The sequence below is a fragment of the Ectopseudomonas toyotomiensis genome (genome assembly GCF_017167985.1).
GTDB lineage: Bacteria > Pseudomonadota > Gammaproteobacteria > Pseudomonadales > Pseudomonadaceae > Aquipseudomonas > Aquipseudomonas toyotomiensis.
This window is the reverse complement of record NZ_CP070505.1, coordinates 1,117,303-1,129,372: the sequence shown is the minus strand read 5'-3', so window position 1 is coordinate 1,129,372 and position 12,070 is coordinate 1,117,303. Positions and strand designations below refer to the sequence as shown.

General features: G+C 59.7%; 11 protein-coding genes and 2 tRNA genes. 12 read left to right on the top strand and 1 reads right to left on the bottom strand.

From position 1 onward, the window contains the following. Window positions 1-31: 31 nt before the first annotated feature. Window positions 32-343 (bottom strand): ribosome assembly RNA-binding protein YhbY, encoded by a 312-nt coding sequence (yhbY, locus tag JWV26_RS05135; protein ID WP_017675336.1) that lies wholly within the window; start codon window positions 341-343, stop codon window positions 32-34. Window positions 344-433: 90 nt separating this feature from the next. Between yhbY and rlmE the strand changes: the two genes are divergently transcribed. From rlmE to rbfA, 12 genes are all read left to right on the top strand, one after another. Next, complete coding sequence (gene rlmE / locus JWV26_RS05130; protein WP_017675335.1) at window positions 434-1,057, top strand: 23S rRNA (uridine(2552)-2'-O)-methyltransferase RlmE; 624 nt, start codon at window positions 434-436, stop codon at window positions 1,055-1,057. Window positions 1,058-1,229: 172 nt separating this feature from the next. Then, entirely contained in the window at window positions 1,230-3,143 is a 1,914-nt protein-coding gene (ftsH, locus tag JWV26_RS05125) for an ATP-dependent zinc metalloprotease FtsH (RefSeq protein ID WP_017675334.1), read from the top strand. Window positions 3,144-3,151: 8 nt separating this feature from the next. Next, complete coding sequence (gene folP, locus JWV26_RS05120; RefSeq protein WP_079782868.1) at window positions 3,152-4,003, top strand: dihydropteroate synthase; 852 nt, start codon at window positions 3,152-3,154, stop codon at window positions 4,001-4,003. A gap of 13 nt (window positions 4,004-4,016) precedes the next feature. Further along, window positions 4,017-5,354: a phosphoglucosamine mutase gene (gene glmM, locus JWV26_RS05115; RefSeq protein ID WP_079782870.1), complete on the top strand. Its 1,338-nt coding sequence runs from the start codon at window positions 4,017-4,019 to the stop codon at window positions 5,352-5,354. A gap of 65 nt (window positions 5,355-5,419) precedes the next feature. Continuing rightward, window positions 5,420-6,175 carry a triose-phosphate isomerase gene (gene tpiA, locus JWV26_RS05110; protein WP_206418539.1) on the top strand — a complete coding sequence of 252 codons (756 nt, stop codon included), beginning with the start codon at window positions 5,420-5,422 and terminating at the stop codon, window positions 6,173-6,175. Window positions 6,176-6,178: 3 nt separating this feature from the next. Further along, complete coding sequence (secG, locus tag JWV26_RS05105; protein ID WP_004424408.1) at window positions 6,179-6,556, top strand: preprotein translocase subunit SecG; 378 nt, start codon at window positions 6,179-6,181, stop codon at window positions 6,554-6,556. Window positions 6,557-6,563: 7 nt separating this feature from the next. Continuing rightward, window positions 6,564-6,649 (top strand) — tRNA-Leu (locus tag JWV26_RS05100). A gap of 97 nt (window positions 6,650-6,746) precedes the next feature. Continuing rightward, window positions 6,747-6,823, top strand: a tRNA-Met gene (locus JWV26_RS05095). A 129-nt stretch (window positions 6,824-6,952) separates the two neighbouring features. Next, entirely contained in the window at window positions 6,953-7,411 is a 459-nt protein-coding gene (gene rimP / locus JWV26_RS05090; protein ID WP_004424406.1) for a ribosome maturation factor RimP, read from the top strand. A gap of 160 nt (window positions 7,412-7,571) precedes the next feature. Further along, window positions 7,572-9,053 (top strand): transcription termination factor NusA, encoded by a 1,482-nt coding sequence (nusA, locus tag JWV26_RS05085; RefSeq protein ID WP_074916320.1) that lies wholly within the window; start codon window positions 7,572-7,574, stop codon window positions 9,051-9,053. A gap of 27 nt (window positions 9,054-9,080) precedes the next feature. Then, window positions 9,081-11,567: a translation initiation factor IF-2 gene (infB, locus tag JWV26_RS05080; RefSeq protein ID WP_074916317.1), complete on the top strand. Its 2,487-nt coding sequence runs from the start codon at window positions 9,081-9,083 to the stop codon at window positions 11,565-11,567. A 109-nt stretch (window positions 11,568-11,676) separates the two neighbouring features. Then, window positions 11,677-12,069, top strand: coding sequence for a 30S ribosome-binding factor RbfA (gene rbfA, locus JWV26_RS05075; protein ID WP_004424397.1), 393 nt, complete (start codon window positions 11,677-11,679; stop codon window positions 12,067-12,069). Window position 12,070 lies beyond the last annotated feature (1 nt).

Genomic DNA, 12,070 nt, shown 5'->3' with positions numbered 1-12,070 from the left:
CATGCCTGCCTCTGATCGCGATGGAAGCGCCTCAACCCTGGTAACGAATAACGTTGGACAGGTTGCGATTCGGCTTGGGGTTCTTGCGATAGAGCAGGGCGACCTTGCCAATCGACTGGACCAGTTCAGCGCGTCCGCTCTCGCACAGGGCTACAATGGCGGCCTGGCGATCCTCGCGTTCGGTGAGGCGCAGCTGTACCTTGATCAGCTCGTGATCGTTCAGGGCGCGGTCCAGTTCGGCCAGCACGCCCTCGGTCAAACCATTGTCAGCCACGATCAATACAGGTTTCAGGTGGTGGCCGATAGATTTGAATTGTTTCTTCTGCTCTTGAGTGAGCGGCATAATCGTTAGTACCTAATTCGGTCTGGAAAACGGCGCCTATCTTACCCGAGCCCGCGCAGTTATTCATGACCCGTTGAGTCAGAGGTTTCAGTGGCACGTTCCAAGACCAGCCAGCGTTGGCTGAAAGAACATTTCGATGATCCATACGTGAAGATGGCGCAGAAGGACGGCTATCGTTCGCGTGCCAGCTACAAGTTGCTGGAAATCCAGGAGAAGGATCGCATCCTGCGCCCGGGCATGACCGTGGTCGATCTTGGCGCCGCGCCAGGCGGCTGGTCGCAGGTCACCAGTCGAGTGATCGGCGACAAAGGGCGTCTGATCGCCTCCGACATCCTGGAGATGGACAGCATTCCCGATGTCACCTTCATTCAGGGTGATTTCACCGATGACGCGGTCTTCGCGCAGATTCTCGAGGCCATCGGCGAAAATCCGGTGGACCTTGTTATTTCCGATATGGCCCCCAATATGAGTGGGGTGAGAACCGCCGATCAGGCACGTGCCATGTATCTGTGCGAGCTGGCGCTGGATCTGGCCGGGCGTGTCTTGCGCCCAGGTGGCGATTTTCTGATCAAGATTTTCCAGGGCGAAGGTTTCGACGCCTACCACAAGCAGGTGCGCGAGACGTTCGACAAGGTGCAGATGCGCAAGCCGCTGTCCTCGCGCGATCGCTCCCGTGAGCAATATCTGTTGGCGCGCGGCTTTCGCGGGATGTGAGTTGAAACTGGTGTCCGCCCTGTCGGTCTCAGTGGCAGAAACCTCATAAAGGGTTACAGACGGCGCCTGCGGGAAGCGGGCGTTTGGTGTAAGTTAGTCGGTATATCATTGGTCGTCATGGGAAGCCTGCTTCGCCACGAGGCCTGCTTCAGAGGGTAGCTAATTGAACGACATGGCAAAGAATCTGATCCTGTGGCTGATCATCGCGGCGGTGCTGGTTACCGTGATGAACAACTTCTCCAGTCCGAGCGAGCCGCAGACCCTGAGCTACTCGCAATTCATCGAGCAGGTGAAGGAAGGGCGCGTCGAGCGCGTGACCGTCGATGGTTACGTGATCACCGGCAAGCGCACCGATGGCGAGGGGTTCAAGACCATTCGTCCGGCGATCCAGGACGGCGGCCTTATTGGCGACCTGATCGACAACAACGTGGTCATCGAAGGCAAGCAGCCTGAGCAGCAAAGCATCTGGACTCAACTGCTGGTGGCAAGCTTCCCGATTCTGGTGATCATCGCCGTATTCATGTTCTTCATGCGTCAGATGCAAGGCGGGGCCGGCGGCAAGGGCGGGCCGATGAGCTTTGGTAAGTCCAAGGCGCGCCTGCTCTCCGAGGATCAGGTCAAGACCACCTTTGCCGACGTCGCCGGTTGCGACGAGGCCAAGGAAGAAGTCAGCGAGCTGGTGGAATTCCTCCGCGATCCGGGCAAGTTCCAGCGCCTGGGCGGTCGTATCCCGCGTGGCGTACTGATGGTCGGCTCGCCGGGTACCGGTAAGACGCTGCTGGCCAAGGCCGTGGCCGGTGAGGCGAAAGTGCCGTTCTTCACCATTTCCGGTTCCGATTTCGTCGAGATGTTCGTGGGTGTGGGTGCTTCCCGCGTTCGCGACATGTTCGATCAGGCCAAGAAGCACGCGCCGTGCATCATCTTCATCGACGAGATCGACGCCGTGGGTCGCCATCGTGGCGCCGGCATGGGCGGCGGTCACGACGAGCGTGAGCAGACTCTCAACCAGCTGCTGGTGGAGATGGACGGTTTCGAGATGAATGACGGCATCATCGTCATCGCTGCCACCAACCGTCCGGACGTTCTCGACCCTGCGCTGCTGCGTCCTGGCCGCTTCGACCGCCAGGTGGTCGTTGGTCTGCCGGATATTCGCGGTCGCGAGCAAATTCTGAAAGTGCACATGCGCAAGGTGCCGATGGGCGACGACGTCAATCCGGCGGTCATCGCGCGCGGTACCCCGGGATTCTCCGGTGCCGATCTGGCCAACCTGGTCAACGAAGCCTCTCTGTTCGCCGCTCGTGCTGGCAAGCGCTTAGTGGAAATGAAGGAATTCGAGCTGGCCAAGGACAAGATCATGATGGGTGCCGAGCGCAAGACCATGGTCATGTCCGACAAGGAGAAGCTCAACACTGCGTTCCACGAGGCGGGCCATGCCATCGTTGGTCGCCTGGTGCCCGAGCACGATCCAGTTTACAAGGTGTCTATCATTCCGCGTGGTCGTGCCCTGGGCGTGACCATGTTCCTGCCGGAAGAGGATCGTTACAGCCTCAGCAAGCGCGCGCTGATCAGCCAGATTTGCTCGCTGTTCGGTGGTCGTATCGCCGAAGAGATGACTCTGGGCTTCGATGGTGTCACCACGGGCGCCTCGAACGACATCATGCGCGCCACCCAGCTGGCCAAGAACATGGTCACCAAGTGGGGTCTTTCCGAGAAGCTGGGCCCGCTGATGTATGCGGAAGAAGAGGGTGAAGTTTTCCTCGGTCGCAGCATGGGCAGCCAGGCCAGCAACGTTTCCGGCGAGACTGCCAAGCAGATCGACGAGGAAGTGCGTCGTATCATCGATGAATGCTATGCCACGGCCAAGAAACTACTGGTTGAGAACCGTGACAAGCTCGATGCCATGGCCGAAGCGCTGATGAAGTACGAAACCATCGACGCCGAGCAGATCGATGACATCATGAATGGTCGCGAGCCTCGTGAGCCGCGCGGCTGGGATGGTGGCGGTGACTCCGGTGCTCCGCAGGCCAAGGTCGACGAGCCAGATCGTTCTGAAAAGCCCATTGGTGGGCCGGCGGCCGAGCACTAAGGTTTCATATGTCTCAAGCGCAACACCCGAGCCGGCTACCCTGTGGTAGCCGGCTTCTTGATTTGTCCCGTCCGCAGGTGATGGGCATCCTCAATGTCACCCCTGATTCTTTCTCCGACGGTGGGCGCTTTACGGCGCGCGATGCTGCATTGCGTCACGCCGAGCAGATGGTCGCGGCCGGTGCGACGCTGATCGATATCGGTGGTGAGTCCACCCGCCCTGGGGCGCGAAGCGTTTCGCCTACCGAGGAGCTGGAACGGGTTGCGCCGGTGGTCGAAGCTATCGCTCGTCAGCTCGACGTGATCATTTCCGTGGACACCTCGACCCCCGCAGTCATGCGCGAAAGTGCAAGGCTGGGTGCGGGGCTGATCAATGATGTGCGTTCGTTACAGCGTGATGGCGCTCTGGATGCGGCGGCAGATACGGGGCTGCCGGTGTGTCTGATGCATATGCGCGGCGAGCCCGGCAACATGCAGGATGATCCGCAGTATCCGGATATCGTCGCTGAGGTGCGTGATTTTCTCGTCGAGCGCATGGCTGTCTGCGCGACAGCCGGTATTCCCGCTGAGCGGATCCTGCTCGATCCGGGCTTTGGTTTTGCCAAGACCCTGGAGCACAATCTCGCCCTGTTCAAGCGCATGAGTGAGCTCTCTGCGTTGGGGCGGCCATTGCTGGTTGGTGTGTCACGCAAGAGCATGATCGGCAAGGTGCTCGGTCACGAGGTGGGCGGGCGCCTCTACGGCAGTCTGGCATTGGCTGCTCTGGCATTGACCAAGGGCGCACATATTTTGCGTGTGCACGATGTCGCCGAAACGGTGGACGTGGTGCGCATGATCGCTGCGGTTGAAGCGGCGCAATAACAAGGAAAGCGTTATGGCTAGAAAGTACTTCGGCACCGACGGTATTCGTGGTCGCGTTGGCCAGTTTCCCATTACTCCGGATTTCATGCTCAAGCTCGGTTGGGCGGCTGGCATGGCGTTTCGCAAGCAGGGCAAGTGCCGGATCCTGATCGGCAAGGACACGCGTATCTCTGGCTACATGTTCGAGTCCGCCCTCGAGGCGGGGCTGGCTGCAGCGGGGGCGGACGTGCAACTGCTCGGGCCAATGCCGACGCCGGCCATTGCCTACCTGACGCGCACTTTTCAGGCCGATGCCGGTATCGTCATCAGTGCTTCGCACAATCCGCATGACGATAACGGCATCAAGTTCTTTTCCAGCGAAGGCACCAAGCTTCCGGACGATGTCGAGGCGATGATCGAAGAGTTGCTCGATCAGCCGATGACCGTGGTCGAATCTGCCGGTATTGGCAAAGCTTCGCGGATCAACGATGCCTCCGGTCGCTACATCGAGTTCTGCAAGGGCAGCGTGCCCAGTGGCACCAGCTTCAAAGGTCTGAAGATCGTCATCGATTGCGCCCATGGCGCTGCCTACAAGGTCGCGCCGAGTGTATTTCGCGAGCTGGGTGCGGAGGTTCGAGTCATTTCGGCGCAGCCCGATGGCCTCAATATCAATGATGCTTGCGGTTCCACACATATTGCCGCGCTGCAGGCCGAAGTGGTCGCGCAGGAGGCCGATCTGGGTATCGCCTTCGATGGCGATGCTGATCGTGTGCTGATGGTCGACCAATATGGTGCGGTGGTCGATGGTGATGAGCTGTTGTTCATCATTGCGCGTGATCTGCAGGAGCGGGGGCGGCTGCGTGGTGGTGTGGTCGGCACGCTGATGAGCAATCTCGGGCTGGAACTGGCTCTGGCCGATCTGAACATCCCATTCATTCGCGCCAATGTGGGCGATCGTTATGTGATCGCTGAATTGCTGGCGCGCAACTGGCAGCTCGGTGGCGAGAACTCCGGGCACCTGGTGTGCTTCCAGCACACCACGACTGGCGATGCGATTATTGCGGCCCTGCAGGTGCTGATGGCACTCAAGCGCCGTGGTCAGAGCCTGGTTGATGCGCGCAGCGATCTGAAGAAGTGTCCGCAGGTGCTGGTCAATGTGCGGTTCTCCGGTGCTGTCGATCCGCTCGAGCATCCTTCGGTGAAGGAAGCCTGCGCGCGGGTGACCGAGAGCATGGCTGGGCGCGGTCGCGTGCTGCTGCGCAAGTCCGGCACCGAGCCGCTGGTGCGGGTGATGGTCGAAGGTGACGAGGAAAGCTCGGTTCGCGGCTATGCCGATGAATTGGCTAAGATTGTTGCCGAAGTCTGTGCTTGATTGCGCTTGCTACCGCGGGTGCTCTTGGGTAACATCTGCGCCCTCTTTGATCGACGAGGTAAAACATGCGTCGCCCCTTGGTCGCTGGTAACTGGAAAATGCACGGTACCCGCGCAAGCGTCGCAGAGCTGATCGAAGGTGTACGTCAGCAGGTACTTCCTGCTGATGTCGATGTTGCGGTGTTTCCCTCCAGTCTGCATATCGCTCAGGTCTTCGAAAGCCTGAATGGTAAAGCGGTGATGGTTGGAGCGCAGGATTGTGCAGCACAAGTAGAGCAGGGTGCCTTGACTGGTGAACTGGCGGTTAGTCAGTTGCTCGACGGCGGTTGTGAGCTGGTGCTGGTTGGTCACTCCGAACGTCGCCTGATTCTGGGTGAAAGTGACGAAGTGGTCGTGCGCAAGTTTGCAGCGGTACAGGCTGCAGGTTTGACTCCGGTGCTCTGCGTTGGTGAAACCCGCGAGCAACGTGAAGCGAATACAACGCTGGGTGTGGTGGGTGGCCAGTTGGCCGCGGTGATCGATGCGTTGGGTGTCGATGCGCTGAAGAACGCCGTAGTTGCCTATGAGCCTGTATGGGCCATTGGCACCGGGTTGACCGCTACGCCCGAGCAGGCTCAGGAAGTGCATGCAGCGATCCGCGCGCAAGTTGCGCAGTTCGATGCTGGTGTCGCGAGTGGGCTGAGAATTCTTTATGGTGGCAGTGTGAAGGCCGCCAGTGCTGCCGAGTTGTTCGGCATGCGGGATATCGATGGGGGGCTCGTAGGTGGCGCCTCTCTGAATGCGGATGAATTCGGTGCGATCTGTCGCGCTGCAGGAAACTGAAGAATGCTGGAAACAGTCATTGTTGTTCTGCACCTGCTGGGTGCGATCGGGATTGTAGTGCTGGTGCTGTTGCAGCAGGGTAAAGGCGCTGACGCGGGTGCGTCGTTCGGTTCGGGTGCTTCGGCAACTGTATTCGGAAGCCAAGGTTCCTCTACCTTTCTGAGTAAGTTTACTGGTATACTTGCCGCGGCTTTTTTCATTACCAGCTTGGGTTTAGCGTTCTTTGCTAAAGAAAAAGCTGATGCACTGACTCAAGTTGGTCTGCCAGATCCAGCGGTTCTGGAAGTTCAACAAAAACCGGCTGTCGAAGATGTGCCGGTGCTCGAAGAGCAAGCTCCAGCGTCCGATGCTTCGGATGTGCCGGAGGCTCCAGAGCAGTAACAGTTTTGCCGAGGTGGTGGAATTGGTAGACACGCTACCTTGAGGTGGTAGTGGCCATAGGCTGTAGGGGTTCGAGTCCCCTCCTCGGTACCATACTCAAGAAAGCCCGCAGTTCGCGGGCTTTCTTGTTGCTGGAGTGTTTGGTTGACCCTCGCCAGGGGGTGGCCGTATAATTCCGGCCCAGCTTTGACGCGGGGTGGAGCAGTCTGGTAGCTCGTCGGGCTCATAACCCGAAGGTCGTAGGTTCAAATCCTGCCCCCGCAACCAGTTTCAGCAGGCCCCTTTTCAGGGGCTTTTTGTTAGCTGAAAGACAGTGTCCGTTGGTATTTACGGCGGATTGAAGGGATGGGCGTTTCGCCCATTTTTTATTTGCACAGCATGCACGAGGGCCGTTAAGTGTCGAGCAAGCTAGAACAGTTGCAGGCCTTGTTGGCCCCAGTAATCGAGGCGCTCGGTTATCAATGTTGGGGCATCGAGTTCCTGTCGCAGGGGCGTCATTCGCTGCTGCGTGTCTATATCGATAAAGCCGATGGCATCCTGATCGACGATTGTGAAATCGTCAGCCGTCAGCTCAGTGGTGTGCTCGATGTCGAGGATCCGATTACCTCGGAGTACACACTGGAAGTTTCTTCTCCTGGCATGGATCGTCCGTTGTTCACCCTCGAACAGTTTGCGACGCATGCCGGTGAACAGGTGAAGATCAAGCTGCGTTCGCCTTTCGACGGGCGTCGTAACTTCCAGGGCCTCCTTCGCGGTGTGGAGGAGCAGGACGTGGTAGTTCAGGTGGATGACCACGAGTATCTGTTGCCGATCGACCTGATCGACAAGGCCAATATCATCCCCCGATTTGATTGAGATGCGGATTCTGTGGCGCTGCTGGACTGTCGATTGTCGGCGCAGCGCAAGCGACACAGATGGCGCGAAGGTAGCGCGGCAGCTCACGAAGATAGCGCCAATGGCGTGAACGTGATGCGGACTGTGCAGAACCAATGGATTGCGAAAGGCGAGGCGTACGATGAGCAAAGAAGTACTGCTGGTTGTTGAGTCGGTATCCAACGAAAAGGGTGTACCGGCCGGCGTGATTTTCGAGGCGCTGGAGCTGGCTCTGGCGACCGCCACCAAGAAACGTTTCGAGGACGAAGTCGACCTGCGTGTGTCGATCAACCGTCAGAACGGTAGCTACGAAACTTTCCGCCGCTGGACCGTGGTCGATGAGTCCGAGTTCGAGGACCCGGCCTACCAGGTGACCGAGGACATGCCGCAGGCCGTCGAGGCCAACGCCAAGATCGGTGACGTGCTCGAAGAGAAGGTCGATTCCATCGAGTTCGGTCGCATCGCCGCGCAAACCGCCAAGCAGGTCATCGTGCAGAAAGTGCGCGAGGCCGAGCGTGCTCAGGTGGTAGACGCCTACCGCGAGCGCCTGGGTGAGATCATCTCCGGCACCGTGAAGAAGGTCACCCGCGACAACGTCATCGTCGACCTGGGCAACAACGCCGAGGCGCTGCTGGCCCGTGAAGACATCATTCCGCGCGAGACTTTCCGCGTTGGTGTGCGTCTGCGTGCCCTGCTCAAGGAAATTCGTACCGAGAACCGCGGCCCGCAACTGATCCTGTCGCGTACCGCTCCGGAAATGCTGATCGAGCTGTTCCGCATCGAAGTACCGGAAATCGCCGAAGGGCTGATCGACGTCAAGGCCGCCTCCCGTGATCCGGGTTCGCGCGCCAAGATCGCCGTGCGCTCCAAGGACAAGCGTATCGACCCGCAGGGTGCCTGCATCGGTATGCGTGGTTCGCGCGTCCAAGCCGTTTCCGGTGAACTGGGCGGTGAGCGCGTGGATATCGTGCTGTGGGACGACAATCCCGCGCAGTTCGTCATCAATGCCATGTCGCCGGCTGAAGTGGCTGCGATCATCGTCGATGAAGATGCCCATGCCATGGACATCGCCGTTGGCGAAGACAACCTGGCCCAGGCCATTGGTCGTGGCGGTCAGAACGTGCGTCTTGCCAGTCAGTTGACCGGCTGGACCCTGAACGTGATGACCGAAGCGGACATTCAGGCCAAGCAACAGGCAGAAACCGGCGACATCATGCAGTCCTTCATCGACGAGCTGGAAGTCGACGAAGAACTGGCTCAAGTCTTGGTCGAAGAGGGTTTCACCAGTCTCGAAGAGATTGCCTACGTACCCATGGAAGAAATGCTCAGTATCGATGGCTTCGACGAGGAGATCGTCAATGAGCTGCGTGCACGGGCTAAGGATCGTCTGCTGACCAAGGCGATCGCCAACGAGGAGAAGTTGGCCGATGCCCATCCGGCAGATGATTTGCTGGAACTGGAAGGCATGGACAAGGCGCTGGCTCTAGAGCTTGCGCTGCGCGGCGTGATTACCCGTGAAGACCTGGCCGAGCAGTCGATTGACGACCTGCTCGACATCGACGGCATCGACGAAGAGCGTGCCGGCAAGCTGATCATGGCCGCCCGAGCCCATTGGTTCGAATAAGCGGTTGCGGCCTGAGGAGAAAGATGCATGACGCAAGTCACGGTGAAAGAACTGGCCACAGTGGTCGACACCCCGGTTGAGCGCCTGCTGCAGCAGATGCGTGAAGCTGGCCTGTCCCACGACAGTGCCGAACAAGTAGTGACCGATAGTGAGAAACAGGCCCTGCTGGCCCATCTCAAGAGCAGTCACGGCGACAAGGTCGAAGAGCCGCGCAAGATTACCTTGCAACGCAAGACCACCAGCACGCTGCGCGTCGCTGGTAGCAAGACCATCAGTGTTGAAGTGCGCAAGAAGAAGACCTTCGTCAAGCGCAGCCCGGAAGAGCTGGAAGCCGAGAAGCAGCGCGAGCTGGAAGCTCAGCAGGCCGCTGCCGAGGCCGAGCGCCTGAAGGCCGAGGAAGAAGCTAAGCGCAAGGCCGAAGAAGAAGCCAAGCGCCAGGCTGCAACTGCCACGACCGAAACTGCCGCACCTGCTGCCGCGCCGACGCCTGTCAGCGAACCGCTGGTTGCCGCTCCGGTCGTCGAAGTCGAGCGCAAGAAAGAAGAAGTGCGTCGCCCCGAGAAGGCACGCTCTGATGAAGACGAGCGTCGCGATCGCAAGCACACCCAGCATCGCCCCGCTACCAAGGAGAAGGCGCCGGCTCCGCGCGTCGCTCCGCGTAGCGTCGATGAAGAAAGCGACGGTTTCCGTCGTGGTGGCCGCGGCAAGTCGAAGATGAAGAAGCGCAACCAGCATGGCTTCCAGGCTCCGGCCGGCCCGGTGGTGCGTGACGTAGCCATTGGCGAAACCATCACGGTGGCCGACCTGGCCCAGCAGATGTCGGTCAAGGCTGCTGAAGTCATCAAGTTCATGTTCAAGATGGGCACCCCAGTGACCATCAATCAGGTGCTGGATCAGGAAACTGCCCAGTTGATCGCCGAAGAGCTGGGCCACAAGGTCAAGCTGGTCAGCGATAACGCCCTGGAAGATTCGCTGGCCGAGTCGCTGAAGTTCGAAGGTGAGGCCGTGTCCCGCGCGCCGGTGGTGACCGTGATGGGTCACGTCGACCACGGTAAGACCTCGCTGCTCGACTACATTCGTCGCGCCAAGGTGGCTTCCGGTGAAGCGGGTGGCATCACCCAGCATATCGGTGCTTACCACGTGGAAACCGAGCGTGGCATGGTCACCTTCCTCGACACCCCCGGTCACGCTGCGTTTACCGCCATGCGTGCGCGTGGTGCCAAGGCCACCGACATCGTCATCCTGGTCGTTGCAGCTGACGACGGCGTGATGCCGCAGACCCAGGAAGCCGTACAGCACGCGAAAGCGGCTGGCGTGCCGATCGTGGTCGCGGTGAACAAGATCGACAAGCCTGATGCCAACCCGGACAACATCAAGAACGGCCTGGCCGCTCTCGACGTGATCCCGGAAGAGTGGGGCGGCGATGCACCTTATGTGCATGTGTCGGCCAAGATGGGTACCGGCATCGACGAGCTGCTCGAAGCCGTACTGCTGCAGGCTGAAGTCCTCGAGCTGAAAGCCACTCCGTCGGCCCCGGGTCGTGGTGTGGTGGTCGAATCGCGTCTGGACAAGGGCCGTGGCCCGGTGGCCACCGTGCTGGTTCAGGACGGTACCCTGCGTCAGGGCGACATGGTCCTAGTCGGCGTCAACTATGGCCGCGTGCGTGCCATGCTTGACGAGAACGGCAAGCCGATCAAGGAAGCCGGTCCGTCCATTCCGGTCGAGATCCTCGGCCTCGACGGCACGCCGGATGCCGGTGACGACATGACTGTGGTCGCCGACGAGAAGAAGGCCCGCGAAGTTGCCCTGTTCCGTCAAGGCAAGTTCCGTGAGGTCAAGCTGGCCCGTGCTCACGCCGGCAAGCTGGAAAACATCTTCGAGAACATGGGCCAGGAAGAGAAGAAAACCCTCAACATCGTGCTCAAGTCCGATGTGCGTGGTTCTCTGGAAGCCCTGCAAGGCTCGCTCAGCACCCTGGGTAACGATGAAGTGCAGGTGCGTGTGGTCGGTGGCGGCGTCGGTGGTATCACCGAGTCCGATGCCAACCTGGCGCTGGCTTCCAACGCCGTGCTGTTCGGCTTCAACGTCCGTGCTGACGCTGGTGCGCGCAAGATCGTCGAGGCCGAAGGCCTGGACATGCGCTACTACAACGTCATCTACGACATCATCGAAGACGTCAAGAAGGCGCTCACCGGTATGCTCGGCAGCGATGTTCGCGAGAACATCCTGGGCACCGCCGAAGTGCGTGACGTGTTCCGTTCGCCGAAGTTTGGCGCGGTTGCCGGTTGCATGGTCATCGAAGGCACTGTCTTCCGTAACCGTCCGATCCGTGTACTGCGTGAAGACGTGGTGATCTTCGAAGGTGAGCTGGAATCGCTGCGTCGCTTCAAGGACGACGTCGCCGAAGTGCGTAACGGCATGGAGTGCGGTATCGCGGTGAAGAGCTACAACGACGTCAAGGTCGGCGACAAGATCGAAGTGTTCGAGAAAGTCCAGGTGGCTCGCAGCCTGTAATCGCGAGTCGCAACACGCAACGCCCGGCCCCGCATTCGCGCGGCCGGGCGTTTGCCGCTTTTGAGTCCGCTGGCGAACAGACGGCGGACGCAGTAAAGGTAAGTAGAAAATGGCCAAAGATTACAGCCGTACCCAGCGTATCGGCGACCAGATGCAACGCGAACTGGCCCAGCTTATCCGGCGTGAGGTCAAGGATCCGCGTCTGGGGCTGGTGACCATCACCGCAGTCGACGTCAGTCGTGATATCGGTCACGCCAAGGTCTTCATCACCGTCATGGGGCAGGATGATGCCGAGGCGATCAAAGAGAGCCTCAAGGTACTCAACGACGCGGCCGGTTTCCTGCGCATGCAACTGGGCAAGGCGATGAAGCTGCGCAGCGTGCCACAGCTGCACTTCCACTACGACGAGAGCGTCCAGCGCGGTGCTCACCTGTCGGCACTGATCGAGCGTGCCGTGGCGGAAGATCGTCTGCACGACGACACCGCGGGTTCCAAGGAGTAAG

What these genes read in the sequence shown, in the direction of transcription:
- glmM (WP_079782870.1), top strand. Translation starts at nt 4,017, where the DNA reads ATGGCTAGAAAGTACTTCGGCACCGACGGTATTCGTGGTCGCGTTGGC.
- tpiA (WP_206418539.1), top strand. Translation starts at nt 5,420, where the DNA reads ATGCGTCGCCCCTTGGTCGCTGGTAACTGGAAAATGCACGGTACCCGC.
- rbfA (WP_004424397.1), top strand. Translation starts at nt 11,677, where the DNA reads ATGGCCAAAGATTACAGCCGTACCCAGCGTATCGGCGACCAGATGCAA.
- infB (WP_074916317.1), top strand. Translation starts at nt 9,081, where the DNA reads ATGACGCAAGTCACGGTGAAAGAACTGGCCACAGTGGTCGACACCCCG.
- yhbY (WP_017675336.1), bottom strand. Translation starts at nt 343, where the DNA reads ATGCCGCTCACTCAAGAGCAGAAGAAACAATTCAAATCTATCGGCCAC.
- ftsH (WP_017675334.1), top strand. Translation starts at nt 1,230, where the DNA reads ATGGCAAAGAATCTGATCCTGTGGCTGATCATCGCGGCGGTGCTGGTT.
- folP (WP_079782868.1), top strand. Translation starts at nt 3,152, where the DNA reads ATGTCTCAAGCGCAACACCCGAGCCGGCTACCCTGTGGTAGCCGGCTT.
- secG (WP_004424408.1), top strand. Translation starts at nt 6,179, where the DNA reads ATGCTGGAAACAGTCATTGTTGTTCTGCACCTGCTGGGTGCGATCGGG.
- nusA (WP_074916320.1), top strand. Translation starts at nt 7,572, where the DNA reads ATGAGCAAAGAAGTACTGCTGGTTGTTGAGTCGGTATCCAACGAAAAG.